At 68.8% G+C, this 21247-nt stretch carries 21 protein-coding genes and 2 riboswitches; of the genes, 9 read left to right on the forward strand and 12 right to left on the reverse strand.

The window, feature by feature from the left end:
- Nucleotides 1–15 precede the first annotated feature (15 nt).
- Complete coding sequence (locus AACL56_RS06255) at nt 16–1026, reverse strand: zinc-binding alcohol dehydrogenase family protein (RefSeq protein ID WP_339088957.1); 1011 nt, start codon at nt 1024–1026, stop codon at nt 16–18.
- A gap of 108 nt (nt 1027–1134) precedes the next feature.
- Here AACL56_RS06255 and AACL56_RS06260 point away from each other — a divergent pair, with 108 nt between their 5' ends.
- Nucleotides 1135–2043 carry a LysR family transcriptional regulator gene (locus AACL56_RS06260; RefSeq protein ID WP_339088958.1) on the forward strand — a complete coding sequence of 303 codons (909 nt, stop codon included), beginning with the start codon at nt 1135–1137 and terminating at the stop codon, nt 2041–2043.
- A gap of 393 nt (nt 2044–2436) precedes the next feature.
- Here the strand turns inward: AACL56_RS06260 and AACL56_RS06265 are convergent, their stop codons facing one another.
- Nucleotides 2437–3234 carry an SDR family oxidoreductase gene (locus tag AACL56_RS06265; protein ID WP_339088959.1) on the reverse strand — a complete coding sequence of 266 codons (798 nt, stop codon included), beginning with the start codon at nt 3232–3234 and terminating at the stop codon, nt 2437–2439.
- Between the two features lie 135 nt (nt 3235–3369).
- On the opposite strand from AACL56_RS06265, the gene AACL56_RS06270 reads away from it, so the two are divergent.
- Complete coding sequence (locus AACL56_RS06270) at nt 3370–4197, forward strand: creatininase family protein (RefSeq protein ID WP_339088960.1); 828 nt, start codon at nt 3370–3372, stop codon at nt 4195–4197.
- A gap of 10 nt (nt 4198–4207) precedes the next feature.
- Here the strand turns inward: AACL56_RS06270 and AACL56_RS06275 are convergent, their stop codons facing one another.
- From AACL56_RS06275 to AACL56_RS06315, 9 genes are all read right to left on the reverse strand, one after another.
- Nucleotides 4208–5173, reverse strand: coding sequence for a threonine dehydratase (locus AACL56_RS06275; RefSeq protein WP_339088961.1), 966 nt, complete (start codon nt 5171–5173; stop codon nt 4208–4210).
- 25 nt (nt 5174–5198) lie between these two features.
- The gene (locus AACL56_RS06280) at nt 5199–5831 is read right to left on the reverse strand and encodes a LysE family translocator (RefSeq protein WP_339088962.1); all 633 of its coding nucleotides are present in this window, start codon (nt 5829–5831) and stop codon (nt 5199–5201) included.
- 2 nt (nt 5832–5833) lie between these two features.
- Nucleotides 5834–6526, reverse strand: a complete 693-nt coding sequence (locus tag AACL56_RS06285) for a VOC family protein (protein WP_339088963.1) — start codon at nt 6524–6526, stop codon at nt 5834–5836.
- 51 nt (nt 6527–6577) lie between these two features.
- A complete protein-coding gene (locus tag AACL56_RS06290; RefSeq protein WP_339088964.1) occupies nt 6578–7501 on the reverse strand; it encodes a PhzF family phenazine biosynthesis protein in 924 nt (307 codons plus the stop codon).
- Nucleotides 7502–7635: 134 nt separating this feature from the next.
- On the reverse strand, nt 7636–8277 hold the full coding sequence (locus tag AACL56_RS06295; RefSeq protein WP_339088965.1) for a glutathione S-transferase family protein: 642 nt from the start codon (nt 8275–8277) through the stop codon (nt 7636–7638).
- 5 nt (nt 8278–8282) lie between these two features.
- A complete protein-coding gene (locus tag AACL56_RS06300; RefSeq protein WP_339088966.1) occupies nt 8283–8957 on the reverse strand; it encodes a LysE family translocator in 675 nt (224 codons plus the stop codon).
- 13 nt (nt 8958–8970) lie between these two features.
- Nucleotides 8971–10173 (reverse strand): PLP-dependent aminotransferase family protein, encoded by a 1203-nt coding sequence (locus tag AACL56_RS06305; protein ID WP_339088967.1) that lies wholly within the window; start codon nt 10171–10173, stop codon nt 8971–8973.
- 319 nt (nt 10174–10492) lie between these two features.
- Nucleotides 10493–11446 (reverse strand): DMT family transporter, encoded by a 954-nt coding sequence (locus tag AACL56_RS06310; protein WP_339088968.1) that lies wholly within the window; start codon nt 11444–11446, stop codon nt 10493–10495.
- A 154-nt stretch (nt 11447–11600) separates the two neighbouring features.
- Nucleotides 11601–12200 carry a LysE family translocator gene (locus AACL56_RS06315; RefSeq protein ID WP_339088969.1) on the reverse strand — a complete coding sequence of 200 codons (600 nt, stop codon included), beginning with the start codon at nt 12198–12200 and terminating at the stop codon, nt 11601–11603.
- Between the two features lie 127 nt (nt 12201–12327).
- Between AACL56_RS06315 and AACL56_RS06320 the strand changes: the two genes are divergently transcribed.
- From AACL56_RS06320 to AACL56_RS06330, 3 genes are all read left to right on the forward strand, one after another.
- Nucleotides 12328–13773: a PLP-dependent aminotransferase family protein gene (locus AACL56_RS06320; protein ID WP_339088970.1), complete on the forward strand. Its 1446-nt coding sequence runs from the start codon at nt 12328–12330 to the stop codon at nt 13771–13773.
- A gap of 70 nt (nt 13774–13843) precedes the next feature.
- The gene (locus AACL56_RS06325) at nt 13844–14605 is read left to right on the forward strand and encodes a PhaM family polyhydroxyalkanoate granule multifunctional regulatory protein (protein WP_339088971.1); all 762 of its coding nucleotides are present in this window, start codon (nt 13844–13846) and stop codon (nt 14603–14605) included.
- Between the two features lie 45 nt (nt 14606–14650).
- Complete coding sequence (locus tag AACL56_RS06330) at nt 14651–15931, forward strand: FIST signal transduction protein (RefSeq protein WP_339088972.1); 1281 nt, start codon at nt 14651–14653, stop codon at nt 15929–15931.
- A gap of 21 nt (nt 15932–15952) precedes the next feature.
- On the opposite strand, the gene AACL56_RS06335 is transcribed toward AACL56_RS06330, so the two are convergent.
- The gene (locus tag AACL56_RS06335) at nt 15953–17254 is read right to left on the reverse strand and encodes a D-amino acid dehydrogenase (RefSeq protein ID WP_339088973.1); all 1302 of its coding nucleotides are present in this window, start codon (nt 17252–17254) and stop codon (nt 15953–15955) included.
- A gap of 91 nt (nt 17255–17345) precedes the next feature.
- Nucleotides 17346–17460, reverse strand: a riboswitch (glycine riboswitch).
- Nucleotides 17461–17477: 17 nt separating this feature from the next.
- Nucleotides 17478–17587: riboswitch (glycine riboswitch) on the reverse strand.
- A 116-nt stretch (nt 17588–17703) separates the two neighbouring features.
- On the opposite strand from AACL56_RS06335, the gene rfbB reads away from it, so the two are divergent.
- The 4 genes from rfbB to rfbC are packed head-to-tail and all read left to right on the forward strand — an operon-like array spanning nt 17704 to nt 21141.
- Nucleotides 17704–18792, forward strand: a complete 1089-nt coding sequence (gene rfbB, locus AACL56_RS06340) for a dTDP-glucose 4,6-dehydratase (RefSeq protein ID WP_339088974.1) — start codon at nt 17704–17706, stop codon at nt 18790–18792.
- Nucleotides 18789–19679, forward strand: a complete 891-nt coding sequence (gene rfbD, locus AACL56_RS06345; RefSeq protein ID WP_339088975.1) for a dTDP-4-dehydrorhamnose reductase — start codon at nt 18789–18791, stop codon at nt 19677–19679. The genes rfbB and rfbD overlap by 4 nt, the downstream gene beginning before the upstream one ends.
- A 20-nt stretch (nt 19680–19699) precedes the next feature.
- Nucleotides 19700–20596, forward strand: a complete 897-nt coding sequence (rfbA, locus tag AACL56_RS06350; RefSeq protein ID WP_339088976.1) for a glucose-1-phosphate thymidylyltransferase RfbA — start codon at nt 19700–19702, stop codon at nt 20594–20596.
- On the forward strand, nt 20593–21141 hold the full coding sequence (rfbC, locus tag AACL56_RS06355) for a dTDP-4-dehydrorhamnose 3,5-epimerase (protein ID WP_339088977.1): 549 nt from the start codon (nt 20593–20595) through the stop codon (nt 21139–21141). The genes rfbA and rfbC overlap by 4 nt, the downstream gene beginning before the upstream one ends.
- The last annotated feature ends 106 nt before the right edge of the window (nt 21142–21247 follow it).

Consider the following 21247-nt stretch of genomic DNA (forward strand, 5'->3'; position numbering starts at 1 on the left):
CTGCTGCCCGCAGGGTCAGAACCCCGCCAGCACCACCTTGCCCTGCGCCTTGCCGCTCTCGATGAGCGCATGCGCCTTCCTGAGGTTGGCCGCGTTGATGGTGCCGAAGGCCGCATTCGCCGTGGTGCGGATGCGGCCGGCGTCGACCAGCGCCGCCACCTCGGCCAGCAGCGCGCCCTGCTCGGCCATGTCGGGCGTCTCGAAGCGCGAGCGCGCAAACATCATTTCCCAGTGCAGCGAAAGGCTCTTGGTCTTCAGCGGCATGGCGTCGAGCAGCTTCATGTCGTCGATCACCGCGAGCTGGCCCTGGGGCTTGAGGCTTTCGATGATCTGCGCGTAGTGCTGCTCGGTCTGCGTGAGGCTGGCGACCATGTCGACCTCGCCGATGCCGGCGGCCTTGAGTTCGGCGGCGAGCGGCTTCGAGTGGTCGATGACCGCGTGCGCGCCCAGCGACAGGCACCACGCGCGGGTTTCGGCGCGCGAGGCGGTGGCAATGACGCGCAGCTTCGTCAGCTGGCGCGCGAGCTGGATCAGGATGGAGCCCACGCCGCCCGCGCCGCCGGTGATCAGCAGGGTCTGGCCTTCGCCACCGTCCTTCGGCACCTGCAGGCGGTCGAACAGCAGTTCGTAGGCGGTGATGGTGGTCAGCGGCAGCGCGGCGGCCTGCGAATCGTCGAGGCTCTTCGGTGCGAGCGCGACGATGCGCTCGTCCACCGCGTGCAGCTCGGCGTTGGCGCCGGGGCGGACGATGGAGCCGGCGTAGTACACGCGGTCGCCCACCTTGAAGTTCGTCACGCCGCCGCCGATGGCCTCGACGGTGCCGACGGCGTCCCAGCCGAGCACCTTGGCCTGGCCGGCCTCGGGCGCGGCGTTCTTGCGGACCTTGGTGTCCACCGGATTGACCGACACCGCCTTCACGCGCACCAGCAGGTCGCGCGCGCCGGGCACGGGCGCGGGCAGCTCGATGTCCTGCAGCGATTCGGGGTTGTCGATGGGGAGGGGCTGGTAGTAACCGATGGCTTTCATGGCGAGGACCTTTGATGCGCTCGGAGCGCGTTCTTTCAATGACGATGCCTCGAATGTAGGATCGCAATCAGAATTTGATAAGACGGGCGTGAAAAGCAACACTTTCAAATGAAGATTGAAAATGTCTCCGACCTGCAGGTGCTGGTGCACACCGCGCGCGGCGGCACGCTCACCGCGGCGGCGCATGCCTTGGGCATCACGCCGGCAGCGGCCAGCGCCACCCTGAAGCGGTTGGAGGCCCAGCTCGGCGCGCGGCTGTTCGAACGCTCCACCCGCGCCATGCGCCTCACGCCGCAGGGCCAGACGCTGCTCGAGTACGCGGTGCGGGCCTTCGAATTGCTGGACGAGGGGGAGTCGCTGGTCACGGCCGATCGCGGCGACCTGGTGGGCACGCTGCGCGTGGCCTCGCCGTCGGACCTCACGCGCAGCACGCTGCTGCCTTGGTTCGACGAGTTCCTGGCGCTGCATCCGGGGGTGCAGCTGTCGCTGTCGGTGGGCGACCGGCCGCTCGACGTGATGCGCGACGAGGTGGACGTGGCGCTGCGCTACGGCGCACTGGCCGATTCGCGGCTGGTGGCTCGGCCGTTCGCGATGACGAATCCGGTGCTGACGGCATCGCCTGATTACCTGCGCCGCCATGGGGCGCCGAAGGTGCCGCAGGACCTGGTGCAGCACAACTGCCTGACTTTCAATCGTTCGGGGCGCCGCCATCGCGTGTGGCGCTTCGCACTCAACGGCCAGTGGACTGAAGTGCGCGTCAACGGCAACCGCAGCGTGGACGACGCCTCGCTGGCGCGGGAGTGGACGGTGGCGGGGTACGGGATCTCGCTGAAGTCGGCGCTGGATGTGCGCAACGACATCCGGGAAGGACGACTGGTGCGGCTGCTTTCCGAATGGGAGACGGAGCCCTATCCGTTGCATGCGTTGCTGCCGAGCGGGCGGTTTGTGCCTGCCCGGGTTCGGGCGTTTGTGGATTTTCTGGGGATGAAGTTTGAGGGGCTGCGGGTGGCGGATTAATGAGGGTTTGAGGCTGCTGGCCGGGTCTCGGCCCGGCGGCCGACCTGCTTTTCTTTGCTTCGCCAAAGAAAAGTAGGCAAAAGAAAGGCGACCCCACTGTCTGCGACCCTCCGCTTCGCTGCGGGCAACCTGCGGTGCTCGCGTTTCGCGGGGTCCGCAGAACTCGCTTCGCTCAGACAGCTGCGGCCCTGATCCGCGAAACGCTGCGCTCCTCGGCGCAGCCAGAGGGGAGGGCGCGGGAACACACGGGCCATCGCTTCGCTCGGCCTCCAAGCGCCTTCCTTACCGTCGCTGCGCTCGGCCTTCGGATTTACTCCCTCTCCCTCCGGGAGAGGGTGCGGGTGAGGGCATCGGCCGTCGATACCGCCACAGCGTTGCCCGCGACCCTTCCCCTCAGATCATCGGCGTCACGGCCCCATCCATCGCCACGATCGCACCCGTCACATAGCTCGCCTTCGCGGACGCCAGGAACACGACCATGTTGGCGATCTCGTCGGGGGTGGCGATGCGTCCGAGCGGCAGGCCGGCGGTGGCGCGTTTCAAGGCCTCGTCGGTGCCGATGCCGGCGAGCTTGGCGTCGGCCTTCATGCCTTCCTGCAGCCGCTCGGTCAGGGTGAGGCCGGGGTTCACGGCGTTCACGCGGACGCCCTTGGCCGCATAGGCCGCGGCCATGCCGGCGCTCACGAGCATCAAGGCGGCGTTGGCGGCGCCGCCGGCCATGTGGACGGGGCTGGCGACCTTGCCGCCCTTGCCGATGACATTGACGATGGCGCCGCTGCCGCGCTCGCCCATGCGCTGGACGACGGGATGGAGCATGTGGATGTAGGTGAAGTACTTGGCGTCCATCGCCTCGTGCCAGGACGCGGCGGTGAGTTCGGCGGGCGTGGTGCGGCGCGCGGCACCGGCGGAGTTGACGAGCACGTCGACAGGGCCGAAGGCCTGCTCCGCCGCGTCGAGCGCAGCCACGGCGCCGAGCGGGTCCTTGAGGTCGGCGGCGTGGAGCGAGACGCGGCCCTCCGCCTGCGCGAAGGCTTCGACCAGGCTCTGCTGGCCGCGCTGCAGGTTGGAGAGGTCGCGCGAGACGAGGCTCACGCGCGCGCCTTCGCGCAGGAAGCCCAGCGCGCAGGCCAGGCCGATGCCCTTGCTGCCGCCGGTGATGAGTACGTGCTGGTCCTGGAGCTGGAGGTCCATGAAAGAGTCCTTGCCGTGATGGCGTGATGGATGAACGAGGTACGGCGGCGATTGAAGCACCGCCGCGAAATTCCTGCTCGGCGCCGATCGGGCGTGGGCCGGCCCACGGGCGGGCCCAGTCAGTAAGATCGCGCGATGAACGCTCCGACGGCTCCCTTGCCCCGCTTCTGGTCCCAGCTCACCACGCGCGACTTCGCTTCGCTCGACGCGGACGCCACGGTCGCGGTGCTGCCGCTGGGGGCCACGGAGCAGCACGGGCCGCACCTGCCGCTGGGCGTGGACACCGTGCTGGCCGACGGCATCGTGGCCGCGTCGCTGCCGCTGCTGCCGGCCGGGCTGCCCGTGCTGTTCCTGCCGACCCAGCAGATCGGCCTGAGCCCCGAGCACGCGCGCTTCGCGGGCACGCTCACGCTGTCGGCCGAGACGCTGATCCGCGTCTGGAACGAGATCGGCGCGGGCGTGGCGCGCGCGGGCGTGAAGAAGCTGGTGCTGTTCAACGCGCATGGCGGACACGTGGGCGCGATGGACATCGTGGCGCGCGAACTGCGTGCGGCGCACGGGCTCATCGTCTACAGCGTGAGCTGGTTCAACCTGCCGCTGGGCGACGCGGGCTCGCGCTTCAGCGCGCAGGAACATCGCTTCGGCGTGCACGCGGGCGAGATCGAGACCTCGATGATGCTGGCGCTCGCGCCCCAGCAGGTTCGCATGGACGAGGCAAGGGATTTCGCTTCCACCTCGCAGCAGCGCGCGGCCGACTACGCCATCCTGGGCAACGGAAAGAGCGCCAAGCTCGGCTGGGCGATGGAGGACTACAACGTCCACGGCGCCGCGGGAAACGCGGCGGCGGCAACGGCCGGGAACGGCCAGGCGGTGGTGGATGCGGCCGCGCAGCAACTGGCGCTGCTGCTGGCGGAAGTGTCGCGGCTGCCGTTGAGCACCGCCAACACGCAGCCCTTGCCCTGAGGCCCGCCGCTCAGGCCGCCGCCAGCACCGCGGCGAACACGTCGGAGTCGACGTTGCCGCCGCTCACGCTGATGCCGACGGTCCTGCCGCGCCAGCGCTCCTGCTGCTGGAGCGCCGCTGCCAGCGCCGCGGCGCCTGCGCCCTCGGCCACGTTGTGGGTGTCGGCGAAGAGAACGCGCATGGCGTTCGCGATCTCGTCGTCGGTGACCATGACCACGTCGTCGGCCTCGCGCAGGATCACCTCGACCGATTCGGGCACCGGCGTGCGGCAGGCCATGCCGTCGGCCAGCTTCGTGGTGACGGGCGACTCGACCGGCTTGCCGGCGCGGAAGGAATCGCGGTACGCCGTGGCGTGCGCCGAGACCACGCCGATGAGCTTCGTCGACACGCCGCAATGCGCGCGCGCAGCAGCCGCGGCCGCGAAGCCCGAGCCGAGCCCGATAGGCACGAACAGCACGTCGGGCGGCGTGGCCGACAGCGCCTCGAAATACTCGACGTAGGCCGTCGACACGCCGCGCACCAGCTCGCGATGGAACGAGGGCACGCGGTGCAGGCCGTCGCGCCCGGCGAGCAGCGCCGCATGCTCGGACGCGGCCTGGAAGTCGTCGCCGTGCTCGACCAGTGTCACGCCGAGCGCGCGCATGGCGGCGTTCTTCTCGATCGAGTTGCCGTGCGGCACCACGATCGTGGCGGCCAGGCCGTGGCGCCTCGTGGCGAAGCCGACCGACTGGCCGTGGTTGCCGCGCGTGGCGCTGATGGCGTGGCGCACCTCGGGGTGCTCGCGTGCCAGCGTCTCGAAGTAGGTGAGGCCGCCGCGGATCTTGAAGGCGCCGGCCGGCGTGTGGTTCTCGTGCTTGGCCCACACGGTGGCGCCGAGGCGCCGGGACAGCAGCGGCCAGGCGTACTGCGGCGTGGGCGGCATGGCCGCGCGCACGGTGCGCTGTGCGGCTTCGATTTCTTCGCGGGTGAAACGCATCGGGTGGTCCTGCGGTGGATCGGCTTTACTTGCGTTCGGTGAGCGCCACGCGCACGGCCAGTGCCGCAAGCACGCTGCCCATGATGTAGCGCTGCGCGCGCAGCCAGCCGGCGCTCTGCGACAGCACGGCCGTGATGCTGGCGGCGCCGACGATCATCACCGTGTTGACCGCGGCGCTGGCCGTCATCTGCGCGATGCCCAGTTGCATGCTCTGCAGCAGCACCGAGCCGCGCTCGGGGTGGATGAACTGCGGAAAGAACGAAAGATAGAACATCGCCACCTTCGGGTTCAGCAGGTTGGTGAGGAAGCCCATGCGGAACAGCTTGCCCGGCGGATCGGCCGGCAATGCGCGCGCCTCGAACGGCGCATTGCCTCCCGGCCTGACCGCCTGCCACGCGAGCCACAGCAGGTAGGCCGCGCCGGCCACGCGGATCGCGTCGAAGGCCAGCGGCACCGCCAGCAGCAGCGCCGTGAGGCCCAGCGCCGCCGCGAACAGGTGCACCAGGAAGGCCAGCAGCACGCCGCCCAGCGAGATGAGGCCGGCGCGGCGGCCCTGGATCAGCGTGCGCGAGACGCAATAGATCATGTTCGGCCCGGGCGTGAGCGCCAGCAGCAGCGAGGCGAGGGCGAACCAGGCGATTTCGGTGAGGCTCAGCATGGTCAGAGTCCTTGGGATTCGAGCGTGACGGGACCGCGCGGCGTGTCGAGCACGGCCACGAGGTTCGGCGGGCCGGCATCGACCGGCATGCCGCCCATGCCGATGGCGGCGAGCGCGGCCGACAGCGCCGGCGCGCGCGGGTGCGTGGCGCGCAGCGCGCGCATCGCCAGGCCCGACTTCGGCATGGCGTCGGTGGGGTGCACCGGGCCCCACTGGATCAGCGTGGGCAGCGCGCCGTAGAACAGCCGCTGGCCGTCGTCGCGCAGGGTGATCTGCCATTCGAGCCGGCCGGCCGGCGTGTCGCGCGACGCTGCGACGAGGTGCCCCCGGTCGATGTGCGCATGCTCCTCGTGCGCGAGGGCGTGCGTGGCCGCATGCGCGTCGGGCACGCGGGCCACGAAATGAATGAGCCGCGGGCCGCGCTGCCTCAGCGCCGCCTGCAGCGCGCTGTCGTCGAGGTCGAACCAGCGGCGCGTCTTCGGGCGCGACGGCTTCCTGCCGGGCTCGATGGCGATGATCTCGAGGTAGGCCGCCGGGAAGGTATCGCTCGCGACGTTCAGCAGCCGGTTGTGCGTACCCATCAGCGGGTGCGTTCCGCCCGGGCCCGGCGCCACGCCGAGGGTGGCTTCGCACCAGGCCACGCCCTCGTCGAGGGAGGCGGCGGCAATCACGAGGTGGTCGAGCTGCGCTTGCATGGTGCGGTGGTCTCCTTCCGTGGCGCGGTGGCGGCTTGCCTGCTTTCCTTCTTACAGCGTGACGCTGCCGTCGACGCAGGTCACGGCATCGCCGCCGACCCAGATGCGTCCCGCGGCGTCGCGCTCGATGTACACCCGGCCCGCGCGGCCCAGGCACTGGCCCTGCGCGGCGAGGTAGCGCTCGGGCATGTGGCCGTCCGCGATCAGCCACTCGGCCAGGCTCGCGTTGAGGCTGCCGGTGACGGGGTCTTCCTGCACGCCGATGGGTTCGGCGAAGGCGCGCACCTCGAGGTCGATCTTCGCGCCGTCGTCGTTCGGCGTTGCGGGCCGGTTGCCGAAGGCGCGCGCCTCGCGGTTCGAACGGCCGATGAGCAGCGAGGTGTCGTGCGCCGCGGGCACGCCCGCCACGCCGGCCTTCACGCCGAGTTCCTTCAGCGCGCGGTGGTCGGGCTGCAGCGCCAGCACGGCATCGGCGTCGTTCACCAGCAGGCCGAACCAGACCGGGCCGTTGTCCAGCACCTGCGCCGCGATCACCTGCTGCGCCTTCAGGCCGAGCGCGCCGGCCACCTTGGCCAGCAGCGCGGGGCTCGGGGCGCTGCGCCTGAGCGGCGGTGCCGCGAACGCCAGCCGGCTGCCTTCGCGACGCAGCGGCACCAGGCCCGCGCCGCACTGCTGCACCACCTGGCCCGCGGCCTTGGGCTTGCCGCCGGCCTGCAGCCAGGCATGGCAGCTGCCGATGGTCGGGTGGCCGGCGAACGGCAGTTCGCCGCCGGGCGTGAAGATGCGCACGCGGTAGTCGGCCGCCGGGTCGGTCGGCGGCAGCAGGAAGGTGGTCTCCGACAGGTTGGTCCATTGCGCGAAGCGCTGCATCGCAGCGTCGTCGAGGTCCTGGCCGTCGATCACGACTGCGAGCGGGTTGCCGTAGTAGGCGGTCGCGGTGAAGACGTCGACTTGCTTGAAGGGGCGGGATTTCATTGGGGACTCAGCAGGATCGGATCAAGGGGCGATGTCAGTCGGGATAACACCGTGGAGCCGGCTTTGCCGGGCCACAGGTGTTGCCCCCTGGAAGGGGGGTGGCGAAGCGACACGAAGTGCGCGAAGCCTGGGGGTCATTCCAGCCCCAGGTCGAGCACGCCGCGCGTGCCCGGACGGGAAAGCAGGTCGGCGTACCAGCGCTCGACGTTCGGCCAGCCCGGCCGGCGGTATTCGGCGGCGGGCAGTCCGAACCAGCGGTGCGCCTCGCAGCCGACGGGAATGTCGGCCATGGTGAAGCGCTCGCCGCCGATGTAGGCTCGCCTGGCGAGGTGCGCGTCGAGCATCGCGAACAGCGCCTCGCTCTCGCGCACCGATGCGTCGATGAGCGCGAACTGGCGCTCCGACGGCGGCGTGCGCACCCACTGGATGAAGGCATCGCGGCTCGCACGGTTGAGCGTGGTCTGCTGCCAGTCCATCCAGCGCTCGGCGTCGAAGCGCGCGGGCAGCTCGCTCGGATAGAGATTGCCGTGCGAGTGCCTGGCGCACAGGTAGCGCACGATCACGTTCGACTCCCACAGCGTCACCCGCTCGGCACCTTCGCCGTCGTCGATGGCCGGCACCATGGCGTTCGGATTCAGCGCGAGGTACTCGGGCGTCTGCACGACGCCGAACTTGCCGCCGGCCTCGGTGCGCTGGAAGTCGAGCCCGAGCTCCTGCGCGCACCACACCACCTTGCGGACGTTGATCGAGCTGATGCGGCCCCAGATGTTGAGCATGTCTGTCAGTGTCCTTGTAGGGAAAGGGAGGCCACGGGCGTGGCCGGTCGGTCGAGGAACAGCAGGCGCAGCGCCAGCCCGGCCATCACGAGCGCGAGCAGCGTGCGCTGGAATCTTTCGGCGCTGGGGCGGCGCTGCAGCCAGCGGCCGACCTGTCCGCCGCATGCGCCGAGCAAGGTATTGAACGCCAGCGCCGCCGCCGACAGCACCGCGCCGAGCTGCACCAGCTGCAGCGGCACGCTGCCGCGCGCGGGATCGGCGAACTGCGGCAGGAACACCATGAAGAACAGCAGCGCCTTCGGGTTGACCAGGTTGTTCAGCAGCGCCATGCGCACGATGCGGCCAAAGGCGACCGGCGCGACCGGCCCGGCATGCGCGCCGGCGTGCAGCCTGCCGCCGCCGCGCAGCGCCTGCACCGCGAGCCACAGCAGGTACAGCGCGCCCGCCAGGCGCAGCACGTCGAACGACGGCGGCCACGCCGCCACCAGCGCCGTGACGCCGGTGGCCGCGAACAGCGTGTGCACCAGGTCGGCCGCGGAGATGCCGAGCGCCGCCGCGAAGCCGCCGCGCGGCCCATGGGCCACGCCGTGCGACAGCACGAACGCCATGTTCGGGCCCGGGGACAGGAACAGCGCCAGGACCGCGAGCAGGAACAGCGACAGCGTGGCGAGGCCGATCATGGCGCGGGCCGGCTCAGATCTGCGCGGCGGCGAGCGTCTTGTCGCCGAGCAGCACCAGCTCTTCGCGCAGCGTCTGCGCGAGCGCGGCAATGGCCGTGTCGATCTGCTCGACGCTGGCCGTCACGAACGACAGGCGCAGCGTGCGCGGGTCGCCCTCGCCGGCGTAGAACGGTGCGCCGGGCACGAAGGCCACGTTGCGCTCCACCGCCTTGGGCAGCAGCGTGACGGTGTCGATGCCCTCGGGCAGGCGCGCCCACAGGAACATGCCGCCCTTGGGCGCGTTGAACTTCACGTCCAGGCCCTTCATCTCGCGCGTGAGCGCGGCCATCATGGCGTCGCGCTGGCTCTTGTAGAGCGCGCGGATGGTGGGCACGTGGGTGTCGAGGAAACCGTCCTTCATCACTGCGGAGACCATGCGCTGCGTGAAGATCGGCGTGTGCAGGTCGACCGCCTGCTTGGCCTGCAGCAGCTTCGGATAGATCGACTTGGGTGCCACCAGGAAGCCGAGGCGCAGGCCCGGTGCCAGCACCTTCGAGAAGGAGCCCAGGTAGATCACGCCTTCGGGGTTGCGCGCGGCCAGCGGCAGCGGAGGGGCTTCGTCGAACCAGAGTTCGCCGTAGGGGTTGTCCTCGACGATCGGCAGGCCGGCGGCGGCGGCCGCGGCGGACACCGCGGCGCGGCGCTCCTCGGTCATGGTGCGGCCGGTGGGGTTCTGGAAGTTGGGCAGCAGGTAGATGAAGCGCGCGTCCTTCGCCTTGGCCACCAGGTCGTCGACCACCACGCCGTCGTCGTCGCTGGCCACGCCCACCGGATGGGGTTCCATCGGACCGAAGGCCTGCAGCGCGCCGAGGTAGGTGGGGGTCTCGACCAGCACCTTGCTGCCCGGGTCGATCAGCACCTTGGCCACCAGGTCGAGGCCTTGCTGCGAACCGGTGGTGATGAGCACCTGCGAGGGGTCGACCTCCCACGGCAGCATGTCGGCCACGGCCTGGCGCAGCGGGCCGTAGCCTTCGCTGGCGGCGTACTGCAGGGCCGCCTGGCCGTCGTTGTGCAGCACTTCGGCGCATGCATCGGCGAAGGCCTGGATCGGGAAGGTCTTGGGCGAGGGCAGGCCGCCGGCCAGGCTGATGATGCCGGGGCGTTCGGTGACCTTGAGGATTTCACGCAGCACCGAGGGGTTCATCTTTGCGGCGCGAGCGGCGAGTTTCCAGTTCATGGGGATCTTCTTTCAGGCGGTGAGGGTGAGATTCGGGTGGGGAGCGTACAGGCGGACCGGAGGGCCGCGCGGGGGACAGGGGGCATTTTGTTGCCGTCCGGGTCGCGCGGACAGGCGCCGCAATAGCCCTGGCCGCAGCGTGGGTGCGGGCGAGGGCCCGGCGCGCCTTCGTCGAGGCCGCCGTGGCGCAGGGCCGCCTCGTGGGCGGCGTCGATGGCGTCGGTGCCGGGCGCGTCGCGCGCGACCCTGCTGCCGTTGCCGGCGCTGGCGGGTTCACCGTCCAGCGCGATGTACATGTTTGGGAAGCGCGGACCGGACATCAGCCTCTCCTCGGCGCGGGAGCGGTCGGGGGAACGGCGCCCGTGCCCGCACTTGCCGGCTGCGACAGCCGCTTGCCGATCACCACCGTGGCCACCACCGCGACGGCGAAGCCCAGCGTCACCAGGTCGAGCGGCTCGCCCAGGATCGGGATCGATGCCAGGATCGACAGGAACGGCTGCAGCAGCTGGGTCTGGCTCACGCGCAGCGCGCCGCCCAGGGCCAGGCCGCGGTACCACGCGAAGAAGCCGATCCACATCGAGAACATGCCCACGTACACGAAGCCCAGCCACGACGAGGTGGCGACCGGCTGCGTCGGCCACAGCAGGAGCGTGGCCGGCAGGGTGACAGGCAACGCCATCACGCAGACCCAGCAGATCACCCGCTCGGCGCCCAGCGACGGCGTGACCTGCGCGCCGTAGATGTAGCCGAACGAGGCTGCGATCACCGCGCCGACCAGCAGCAGGTCGGCCCATTCGAAGCCGAAGCCGTGGCCCGTCTGGCTCGCGCGCAGCACCGAGAACACCACCACCAGCAGACTGCCCGCGACCGCGCAGAGCCAGAAGCCGAGCCGCGCGCGCTGGTGCAGCACCCAGGCCGCGACCGCCGCCGTGACCAGCGGCAGCAGCGCCGTCACCACTGCCGCATGGCTGGCCGTGACCACGCGCAGCGCATAGGCCAGCAGCAGCGGAAACCCGATGCAGTTGCCCAGCACCGCGACCCCCAGCGACTTCCACTGGTGCGCCGCCGGCCGCGCCGAGCGCGTGACCAGCAGGAAGATCGCCGACAGCACGCCCGCCAGCGCCGCGCGTCCGAGCGTCACGAACCAGGGCGACAGCTGCGGCGCGTCCTGCGGGCCGGTGGCCAGGCGCGTCATCGGCAGTGTGATGGCGAACATCGCCACACCCAGCACGCCCAGCCACATGCCCAGCGTCTCGTCCTTGATGCTCTTCATGCGCACGCACCCAAAGAAAGAAACGCCGCCAAAAAGGGGCGGCATTCCTTCGCGAAATGCCGTGGAACCGGCTTCGCCGGGCCACAGGCATTGCCCCCTGCAAGGGGGGAGGAGAAGCGACACGAAGTGCGCGAAGCCTGAGGGTTGGCCAACCTCATACCGTCACCATCCACCAGGCCGTGAGCACCAGCACCAGGCCCATCGCGCGGTTGAACCACAACAGGCGTGCGCCCTTGGCAAGCCACTCGCGCAGGAGCGCGCCGACCAGCGCATAGGCGAAGTTGCTGGCGAAGGCGTAGACCAGCATCACCGGCGCGACGATGACGAAGCGTCCGAACGCGTCGGGCTGGCCGGCGATCCAGCCCGCCACCAGCGTGAGCGCGAGCAACCAGGCCTTGATGTTCACGAACTGCAGCATCACGCCCTGGCCGAAGCCGACCGTCAGGTTCGCGCCGTCGGCCTTGCCGAGGGTGCCGCTGCCGCTGAGCTTGTACGCCAGCCACAGCAGGTAGCCGATGCCCAGCGCCTTGATCGCCAGCCGCAGCGAGGGCATGGCCACCACCAGCGCGCCGATGCCGGCGGCGCTCAGCGCCAGCAGCAGCGTCCAGCCGACAGGCACTGCCATCACGAACCGCATCGCGCGCGGCAGGCCGCCGTTGGCCGCCAGTGCGGTCGAAAGCGTGGTGTTGGGACCGGGCGAGAAACTCATCGCCGTGGCCAGCACCAGCAGCGCGGTGAATTCTTGCCAGTTCATGGCACACACTCTAAACTTGAGACCATTACAGTTGCAGTACAGTTGATCAAACAAACCTGCAATCTGTATTGGTCAACCCTTCGACACAGAAGCCGCTCCGCCCGGCCCCGTGTCTCCCGAAAAACGCATGCTGACACGCACCTCCACACAGTCGCTGACGGGGCAGTTGGCCGACCGCCTGGCCGAGCGCATCCGCACCCGCCTGCTGCCGCCCGGCGCCCGCCTGCCCTCGGTGCGCGAGTGCGCGCGGCAGCAGGGCGTGAGCCCGTACACCGTGGTCGCCGCCTACGACCAGCTGCTGGCGCAGGGCCTGGTGGAGGCCCGACGGCAGCGCGGCTTCTACGTGCGCGACTCCGCGCCCGTGCAGGACACCCGTCCGGGCAAGGGCTCGGACGCAGGCGGCGTGAGCGGCATGCCGGCCGCACTGGCTGTGCAGATGATGGCCTCGCGCGTGCCGGCCGACGCCAGCTCGCTCATCCGCAGCATGTTCCACCGGCCGAGCGACAAGCCGCAGCCGGGCATGGGCGTGTTCCCGCCGGACTGGATGTCGTCCACCTTCATGGCCACGGCCGTGCGCCGCATGACCAATACAGCCTCGCTGCAGGAGCTGTCGCTGCAGTACGGCGAGCCCGCCGGCGACATGAGCCTGCGGCGCAGCCTGTCGCAGAAGCTGGTGGGCATCAACGTGCCGGCCGCGCCCGACCAGATCGTGACCACCATCGGCGCCACGCATGCGCTGGACATCGTGAGCCGCACGTTGCTGCGCGCCGGCGACCCGGTGATGGTCGAGGAGCCGGGCTGGGCGCTGGAGTTCGCGCGGCTCGAGGCGCTGGGCATGCGCATCCTGCCGGTGCCGCGGCGTGCCGACGGGCCCGACCTGGACGTGATGGCGCAGTACTGCAAGCTGCACAGCCCGAAGCTGTTCGTGAGCGTGAGCGTGCTGCACAACCCGACCGGCTACAGCCTCACCCCCGGCAGCGCGCACCGCGTGCTGCAACTGGCCAACGAGCACGGCTTCCACATCGTCGAGGACGACACCTACAGCCACCTCGCGCCCGAGCACGCCACCCGGCTGAGCGCGCTCGACGGGCTGCAGCGCACCATCTACGTGAGCGGCTTCGCCAAGATCCTGGCGCCCAACTGGCGCATCGGCTTCCTGGCCGCGCCGCCCGCGCTGAAGGAGCGGCTGCTCGAGACCAAGCTGCTGGCCACGCTGACTTCGCCCACGCTGTTCGAGCGGGCCCTGTCGTGGTGCATCGACCAGGGGCAACTGCGCCGGCACTCGGAGCGCGTGCGCATCCGGCTCGACGGGGCGCGCGGACGCGCGGTGAAGCTGGCGATGGCGCACGGCTGCCGCTTCGCCTCGGAGCCGGCCGGGCTCTTCGGCTGGGTCGACACCGGCGTGGACACCGACGCACTCACCCAGCGCATGCTCGACCAGGGCTACCTGCTGGCGCCGGGCTCGCTCTTTCACGCACGGCGGCCGCCCAGCACGATGATGCGGATCAACTTCGCCACCTCGCAGGACGCCACGTTCTGGAAGGTGTTCAGCAAGGCGCGCAGCGAACTCTGACGGCCGCGAAAACCCCGGGGCCTTGGAGTAAGCTGGCAACACAAGAAAACCCACCCCGGAGACCTGCCGCATGAGCAATACCAGCAAGCCCTTCGACTTCAGCCAGTTCGTTCCCGGATTCGACTTCCTGAAGAACCTTGCCGGCGGTGCCGCCGCTGGCGGCGGTTCGGTGCCCGGCATTCCAAGCCTGGCGAGCTGGGTGGCGCCCACGCTGAGCGTGGAAGAAGTCGACAAGCGCATCCAGGAGCTCAAGACGGTGCAGTACTGGCTCGAGCAGAACGGCCATGCGCTCAAGGCCACGATCCAGGCGCTCGAGGTGCAGAAGATGACGCTGTCGACGTTGCGCGGCATGAACGTGCGGATGGAAGACATCGCCAGCGCCTTCACCAGGCAGGCGGGCGCGATGGCGCCCGCACCGGCGCCTGCCGCCGCGGCACCCGAGCCCGAGCCCGAGGACGTCGAAGAGATCGAGGACGAAGCGCCTGAAGAAGAGGAGACGCCGGTACCGAAGAAGCCGCGCGCCAGGGCGTCGGCCGGTGCGAAGGCTGACGCCAAGGCCGGCGCCGCCGGCGTGGTCGACCCGATGCAATGGTGGGGCTCGCTCACCGAGCAGTTCCAGCAGATCGCCACGTCCGCACTGCAGGATGCGGCCCAGCTGAAGGTGCCCGCCATGGCGCAGCCGCTGGCCGACGCGGTCGGCAAGGCGATGGGCGGCAAGCCCGCTGCCGCCGCCGCCCGCAAGCCGGCGCCCGCCAGGAAGGCCGCTGCGCCGGCTGCGAAGAAGAAGACCTCCACCACCGCAGCGCGCAAGCGAACCTCCGCGCGGCGCTGACGTCATACACATCTATCTTTCGAAGAGAACGGGTTGGCACGCATCATGAAGTTGTTTCCCTCCGGCCATGCCACCCATCCGCAATGGCGCATGGCGGCCGGCCTCGTGCTGGCCCAGTTGCGCGCGCAGATGGCCCTGCCCGACTACGCATCGTCGCCGACGCTCGGCCTGCTCTACATCACCGACCACTACGCGAGCGACGCGCAGGACATCCTCGACCACCTGAGCGCCGAGTTGCCAGAGGTGACCGACTGGTCGGGCACCGTGGGCGTCGGCGTATCGGCTAACAACGCCGAGTATTTCGACGAGCCCGGCATCAGCCTGATGCTGTGCGCGCTGCCCAGCGACCAGTACCGGGTGTTCTCGGGCGTGGCGCCGCTGGGCAGTTCCGAAATGAGCGGTTTCGAGGCGCACACCGCACTGGTGCATGCCGACCCCGCCACGCCCGACCTGGCCGAGTTGATCGGCGAGATGGCCGGGCGCACCGACACCGGCTACCTGTTCGGCGGCCTGTCCTCGAGCCGCCACGGCGCGCTGCAGTTCGCCATTGGCGGCAACGGCAACATCCGCGGCCAGGGCGCGGCGGGCGGCGTTTTCTCGGGCGGGTTGTCGGGCGTGGTGTTCGGCGAGGGCGTGCGGCTGGTGTCGCGCGTCACGCAGGGCTGCCAGCCGCTGCGCTCGAGCGCGGGGCGCCAGCGCGAGATCACCGAAGCCGACGGCAACCTGCTGCTCAGGCTCGACGGCGAGCCGGCGCTCGACGTGTTGCTCGCCGACCTGCAGGTGTCGCTCGACCGGCCGCAGGAAGCCATCGACGCGGTGCGCAACACCCTGGTCGGCCTGGCCGACGCAGGCAGCGACGGCATCCGCCGCACCGGCGACCTGGGCGCCGACGTGCTGGTGCGACACATCATCGGACTCGATCCCACCCGCCGCGGCATTGCCATCGCCGACACCGCCGAAGCCGGCATGCGGCTGACCTTCTGCCGCCGCAACGCGCAGGCCGCGCGCGCCGACCTGATGCGCATCTGCGCGGAAATCCGCGAGGAGCTCGAGCCCGAGGAGCAGACGCTGGCCACCGCGCGCGCCGTGGCCGCCGGCGAAGCCGAGGCCGCACCGCACCCGGCAAGGCGCATCGCGGGTGCGGTGTACGTGAGCTGCTCCGGCCGCGGCGGTCCGCACTTCGGCGCGCCAGGCGCCGAATTGCAGATCGTGCGGCATGCCCTCGGCGACGTGCCGCTGGTCGGTTTCTTCGCCGCGGGCGAGATTGCCCGGCATCACCTGTATGGCTATACCGGGGTGCTCACGGTGTTCACCAGCGACGACTGAGCGAACGCCGCGGCCAGGCTGTCAGGCCGGCTGCAGTGCGCCCTGCTGCGGCGCCGGCATGCCGGTGAACGCGAAATCCACCTCGGGCGCCAAGCCGCTCACGATCCGCGCGATCGACTTGCCCGAGCCGCAGGCGTGCGTCCAGCCCAGCGTGCCGTGGCCCGTGTTCAGAAACAGGTTCGGCAGCTTCGTCTTGCCGATCAGCGGCACATTGCTCGGCGTGGCCGGGCGCAGGCCGGTCCAGAACTGGGCCTGCGTGGTGTCGCCGGCGCCCGGGAACAGCTCTTCGACACGGCGCACGATGGCTTCGCAGCGAATCCGGTTCAGGTCGCGGTCGTAGCCGTTGAGTTCGGCTGTTCCGGCGATGCGCAGGCGGTCGCCGGACTCCGACGTGTAGCGCGAGAACACCAGCTTGAACTCGTCGTCGGTCAGCGAGACCTGATGGGCTTTCGAGGCGTCCTTCACGGGCAGCGTGACCGAATAGCCCTTGGCCGGATAGATCGGCAGGCGGATGCCCAGCGGTGCCGCGAGCAGCGGGCTCAGCGAGCCCATCGCCATCACGAAGGCATCGCCGCGGATGCGCTGGAAGCGGCCTTCGCTGTCGGTGGCCTCGACATGGTCGATCTTGCCGCCGGCTTCGCGCAGGGCGGTGATGGTGTGGCTCATCAGGAACTTCACGCCGGCCGCGGCCGCAAGCTTCGAGAGTTCGCGCGCGAAGCGGTTGGCGTCGCCCGACTCGTCTTCTGCGGTGAAGGTGGCGCCGGCCAGCTTCGGACGGATGTGGGCGAGCGCGGACTCGATCTTCACCGCCTCGTCGGCCGAGATGACCTGCCGCTCGCAGCCCAGCGCGCGCATCTGCTCGGCAGGGGCGAGGGCAGCATCGAATTCCTTCTGCGTCGTGTAGAAGTGCAGGATGCCCTGCGTGCGCTGGTCGTAGGCCAGATTGGTGTCGCGGCGCAATTGCTGCAACATCGCGCGGCTGTATGTACCCAAACGAACGATCTGCTCGATGTTGTGCCGGGTTCGCGCCGGTGTGCATTCGCGCAGGAATTGCAGGCCCCAGAGCCACTGGCGCATGTCGGCGCGAATGCGAAAGAGCAGCGGCGCGTCCTCCTTGCCCAGCCATTGCAGCACCTTGAGCGGCGCGCTCGGGTTGGCCCAGGGTTCGGCGTGGCTGACCGAGATCTGCCCGCCGTTGGCGAAGCTGGTCTCGGCGGCCGGCGTGGCTTGCCGGTCGATCACGGTCACTTCGTGGCCGAGTTGCTGGAGGTAATAAGCCGAGGTCACGCCGAGCAGGCCGGCGCCAAGAACGATCACGCGCATTTCAAATACCTTTGAGGTTGCAGCGCTTGAACGGCGGGCGTGGTGTGCTATTGAATAAATAGCAGGCAACCGGACGACCGAAGTCCAAGTTGCCGCTCCCCCTGTCCTCGGTACCTGAGAGATTCACCGGCTGCGCCCGCAGCGGGTTTGCTCCTTCGGTGCGTCACGGCCATGTGTTGGCGTGACGGCTCTCCAGACGGCGTTTCAGTTGGTGCAGTACTGACCCCTTGCCGAAGTCCGTGTCGTGGATTTCGTCGGGCCGACCTGAGCGTTTATGGGAGTTTGCGCCTTCGGTAGGGCCACCGGGGTGGCCCGCTCTCCTGCAGTGGGCGCGATTGTAGAAGGCGCGCACGCGGTTGCCAATCTGTGACTTTTTCGCGTCAAGGCGATGGGATAATCGCCGGTTCATTTGCCTCGGGGCGAATTTTTCAAAACAAGCAGGGGACCCCATGATCCTGGTTACCGGCGGCGCCGGCTTCATCGGCGCCAATTTCGTTCTCGACTGGATCGCCAACACCGACGAGCCGGTCGTGAACCTCGACAAGCTGACCTACGCGGGCAACCTCGAGACACTCGCGTCGCTCAAGGACAACCCGAAGCACATCTTCGTGCAGGGCGACATCGGCGACAGCGCGCTGGTCGACAAGCTGCTGGCCGAGCACAAGCCGCGCGGCGTCGTGAACTTCGCCGCCGAGTCGCATGTCGACCGTTCGATCCACGGCCCTGAGGATTTCGTGCAGACCAACGTGCTCGGCACCTTCCGGCTGCTCGAATCCGTGCGCGGCTTCTGGACCGCGCTGCCGGCCGACGAAAAGACCGCCTTCCGCTTCCTGCACGTGTCGACCGACGAGGTCTACGGCTCGCTGTCCAAGACCGACCCGGCCTTCACCGAGGAAAACAAGTACGAGCCCAACAGCCCGTACTCGGCCAGCAAGGCCGCCAGCGACCATCTCGTGCGCGCCTGGCACCACACCTACGGTCTGCCGGTGCTCACCACCAACTGCTCGAACAACTACGGCCCGTTCCACTTCCCCGAGAAGCTGATTCCGCTGATGATCGTCAACGCGCTGGCCGGCAAGAACCTGCCCGTGTACGGCGACGGAATGCAGGTGCGCGACTGGCTCTACGTGAAGGACCACTGCAGCGCCATCCGCCGCGTGCTCGAGGCCGGCCGGCTCGGCGAGACCTACAACGTGGGCGGCTGGAACGAGAAGCCCAACATCGAGATCGTCAACACCGTGTGTGCGCTGCTCGATGAACTGCGCCCCCGCGCCGACGGCAAGCCGTACAAGGAGCAGGTCACCTACGTCACCGACCGTCCCGGCCATGACCGCCGCTACGCCATCGATGCGCGCAAGCTCGAAGCCGAACTCGGCTGGAAGCCCGCCGAAACCTTCGATACCGGCATCCGCAAGACGGTCGAGTGGTACCTCGCGAACAGCGAATGGGTGCGCAACGTGCAAAGCGGCGCCTACCGCGAGTGGGTCGAGAAGCAATACGACGCAGCGCCGGCGGCATCTGCAAAGGCCGTGGCATGAAGCTGCTGCTGCTGGGCAAGGGCGGACAGGTCGGCTGGGAACTGCAGCGCAGCCTGGCGCCGCTCGGTGAGGTGGTCGCACTCGATTTCGACAGCACCGATTTCCACGCCGACTTCAGCCGCCCCGAGCAGCTGGCCGACACGGTGCTGAAAGTGCGCCCCGACGTCATCGTGAATGCCGCTGCGCACACGGCCGTCGACAAGGCCGAGAGCGAGCCCGAGTTCGCTCGCAAGCTCAACGCCACGTCGCCCGGCGTCGTGGCCGAGGCTGCCCAGCAGATCGGTGCGCTGATGGTGCACTACTCGACCGACTATGTCTTCGACGGCAGCGGCAGCAAACCCTGGAAGGAAGACGACGCCACCGGCCCGCTCAGCGTGTATGGCCAGACCAAGCTCGAAGGCGAGCAACTGGTGGCGCAGAACTGCGCGAAGCATCTGATCTTCCGCACCAGCTGGGTGTATGCCGCGCGCGGCGGGAACTTCGCCAAGACCATGCTGCGGCTGGCCAAGGAGCGCGACAAGCTGACCGTGATCGACGACCAGTTCGGCGCGCCCACCGGCGCCGAACTGCTGGCTGACGTGACGGCACATGCCATTCGTGCGACCTTGCAGGATCCTGCCAAGGCGGGCCTGTATCACGCGATCGCTGGCGGTGAAACCACGTGGTACGGCTATGCGCGCTTCGTGCTCGAGATGGCACAGCAATCGGGCATCGAACTCAAGGCCGGGCCGCAGGCCGTCGAACCGGTGCCGACCAGTGCATTCCCCACGCCGGCGAAGCGGCCGCACAACTCGCGCCTGGACACCACCAGATTGCAGACCACTTTCGGCCTGCGCCTGCCCCCGTGGCAGGAGGGCGTCTCGCGCATGCTGCGCGAGACTTTGTGAACGCTCACGAGAAGAACAACATGACCACGACAACGCAACGCAAGGGCATCATCCTGGCCGGTGGCTCGGGCACCCGCCTGCATCCCGCCACGCTGGCGATGAGCAAGCAGCTCCTGCCGGTGTACGACAAACCGATGATCTACTACCCGCTCAGCACGCTGATGCTCGGCGGCATGCGCGACATCCTCATCATCAGCACGCCGCAGGACACGCCGCGCTTCCAGCAGCTTCTAGGCGACGGCAGCCAGTGGGGCATCAACCTGCAGTACGCGGTGCAGCCCAGCCCGGACGGGCTCGCGCAGGCGTTCATCATCGGTGACAGGTTCGTGGGCAATTCGCCGAGCGCGCTGGTGCTGGGCGACAACATCTTCTATGGGCACGACCTGGTGAACCTGCTCTCGGCCGCCGATGCGAAGCAATCGGGTGCGACCGTGTTCGCATACCACGTGCACGATCCCGAGCGCTATGGCGTCGTCGCATTCGACGGCAAAGGCAAAGCCAGCAGCATCGAAGAGAAGCCGGTGAAGCCGAAGAGCAGCTACGCGGTGACGGGCCTGTACTTCTACGACAACCAGGTGGTCGACATCGCCAAGGCCGTGAAGCCGAGCGCGCGCGGCGAACTCGAGATTACCGCGGTGAATCAGGCATACCTCGACCTCGACCAGTTGAATGTGCAGATCATGCAGCGCGGCTACGCGTGGCTGGACACGGGCACGCACGAGAGCCTTCTGGAGGCGGGGCAGTTCATTGCGACGCTGGAGCATCGGCAGGGGTTGAAGATTGCCTGTCCTGAAGAGATTTCGTGGCGCAACGGATTCATCCAGAGCGAGCAACTCGAGAAACTCGCCAAGCCCCTGGAAAAGAGCGGCTACGGCAAGTACCTGCGGCAACTCTTGAACGACGAGGTGCGCTCATGAAGGCCACGCCCACGGCTATTCCCGACGTGCTGGTGATCGAGCCCAAGGTGTTCGGCGACAGCCGGGGCTTTTTCTTCGAGAGCTTCAACCAAAAAGCTTTCGACGAAGCAGTGGGCGCGCATGTCGATTTTGTTCAGGACAACCACTCCCGTTCCGTCAAGGGCGTTCTGAGGGGCTTGCACTACCAGATTCAACAACCGCAGGGCAAGCTGGTGCGGGTGGTGCGCGGCGCGGTGCTCGATGTGGCCGTTGACATCCGGCGCAAGTCGCCGACCTTCGGGCAATGGGTGTCTCAGGAGCTGAGCGAGGAGAATCACAAGCAGTTGTGGGTTCCCGCAGGTTTTGCGCATGGTTTCCTCGTGCTGAGCGATACGGCTGACTTTCTGTACAAGACGACGGACTACTACTCGCCAGCCAGCGAACGATGCATTGCCTGGAACGACCCGAAGATCGCGATTGCCTGGCCAGATCTTCAAACCGACTTCGTGCTGTCCACCAAGGACCAAGCCGGCAAGCTACTGGACGAAGCTGAAGTATTCGAATGACGTTGCACGCAACGCGGCAGCACCAGCAAGTTCGGGCGCAAGACGCTATCTCTCCCTGCATGTGAATTGCCTTTGGCGATTCACTTGCGCATGGCCGGTTTTGACG

This window comes from Variovorax paradoxus (assembly GCF_902712855.1).
In the GTDB taxonomy this organism is placed as follows: domain Bacteria; phylum Pseudomonadota; class Gammaproteobacteria; order Burkholderiales; family Burkholderiaceae_C; genus Variovorax; species Variovorax paradoxus_Q.

What these genes read in the sequence shown, in the direction of transcription:
- AACL56_RS06255 (WP_339088957.1), bottom strand. Translation starts at nt 1,026, where the DNA reads ATGAAAGCCATCGGTTACTACCAGCCCCTCCCCATCGACAACCCCGAA.
- AACL56_RS06260 (WP_339088958.1), top strand. Translation starts at nt 1,135, where the DNA reads ATGAAGATTGAAAATGTCTCCGACCTGCAGGTGCTGGTGCACACCGCG.
- AACL56_RS06265 (WP_339088959.1), bottom strand. Translation starts at nt 3,234, where the DNA reads ATGGACCTCCAGCTCCAGGACCAGCACGTACTCATCACCGGCGGCAGC.
- AACL56_RS06270 (WP_339088960.1), top strand. Translation starts at nt 3,370, where the DNA reads ATGAACGCTCCGACGGCTCCCTTGCCCCGCTTCTGGTCCCAGCTCACC.
- AACL56_RS06275 (WP_339088961.1), bottom strand. Translation starts at nt 5,173, where the DNA reads ATGCGTTTCACCCGCGAAGAAATCGAAGCCGCACAGCGCACCGTGCGC.
- AACL56_RS06280 (WP_339088962.1), bottom strand. Translation starts at nt 5,831, where the DNA reads ATGCTGAGCCTCACCGAAATCGCCTGGTTCGCCCTCGCCTCGCTGCTG.
- AACL56_RS06285 (WP_339088963.1), bottom strand. Translation starts at nt 6,526, where the DNA reads ATGCAAGCGCAGCTCGACCACCTCGTGATTGCCGCCGCCTCCCTCGAC.
- AACL56_RS06290 (WP_339088964.1), bottom strand. Translation starts at nt 7,501, where the DNA reads ATGAAATCCCGCCCCTTCAAGCAAGTCGACGTCTTCACCGCGACCGCC.
- AACL56_RS06295 (WP_339088965.1), bottom strand. Translation starts at nt 8,277, where the DNA reads ATGCTCAACATCTGGGGCCGCATCAGCTCGATCAACGTCCGCAAGGTG.
- AACL56_RS06300 (WP_339088966.1), bottom strand. Translation starts at nt 8,957, where the DNA reads ATGATCGGCCTCGCCACGCTGTCGCTGTTCCTGCTCGCGGTCCTGGCG.
- AACL56_RS06305 (WP_339088967.1), bottom strand. Translation starts at nt 10,173, where the DNA reads ATGAACTGGAAACTCGCCGCTCGCGCCGCAAAGATGAACCCCTCGGTG.
- AACL56_RS06310 (WP_339088968.1), bottom strand. Translation starts at nt 11,446, where the DNA reads ATGAAGAGCATCAAGGACGAGACGCTGGGCATGTGGCTGGGCGTGCTG.
- AACL56_RS06315 (WP_339088969.1), bottom strand. Translation starts at nt 12,200, where the DNA reads ATGAACTGGCAAGAATTCACCGCGCTGCTGGTGCTGGCCACGGCGATG.
- AACL56_RS06320 (WP_339088970.1), top strand. Translation starts at nt 12,328, where the DNA reads ATGCTGACACGCACCTCCACACAGTCGCTGACGGGGCAGTTGGCCGAC.
- AACL56_RS06325 (WP_339088971.1), top strand. Translation starts at nt 13,844, where the DNA reads ATGAGCAATACCAGCAAGCCCTTCGACTTCAGCCAGTTCGTTCCCGGA.
- AACL56_RS06330 (WP_339088972.1), top strand. Translation starts at nt 14,651, where the DNA reads ATGAAGTTGTTTCCCTCCGGCCATGCCACCCATCCGCAATGGCGCATG.
- AACL56_RS06335 (WP_339088973.1), bottom strand. Translation starts at nt 17,254, where the DNA reads ATGCGCGTGATCGTTCTTGGCGCCGGCCTGCTCGGCGTGACCTCGGCT.
- rfbB (WP_339088974.1), top strand. Translation starts at nt 17,704, where the DNA reads ATGATCCTGGTTACCGGCGGCGCCGGCTTCATCGGCGCCAATTTCGTT.
- rfbD (WP_339088975.1), top strand. Translation starts at nt 18,789, where the DNA reads ATGAAGCTGCTGCTGCTGGGCAAGGGCGGACAGGTCGGCTGGGAACTG.
- rfbA (WP_339088976.1), top strand. Translation starts at nt 19,700, where the DNA reads ATGACCACGACAACGCAACGCAAGGGCATCATCCTGGCCGGTGGCTCG.
- rfbC (WP_339088977.1), top strand. Translation starts at nt 20,593, where the DNA reads ATGAAGGCCACGCCCACGGCTATTCCCGACGTGCTGGTGATCGAGCCC.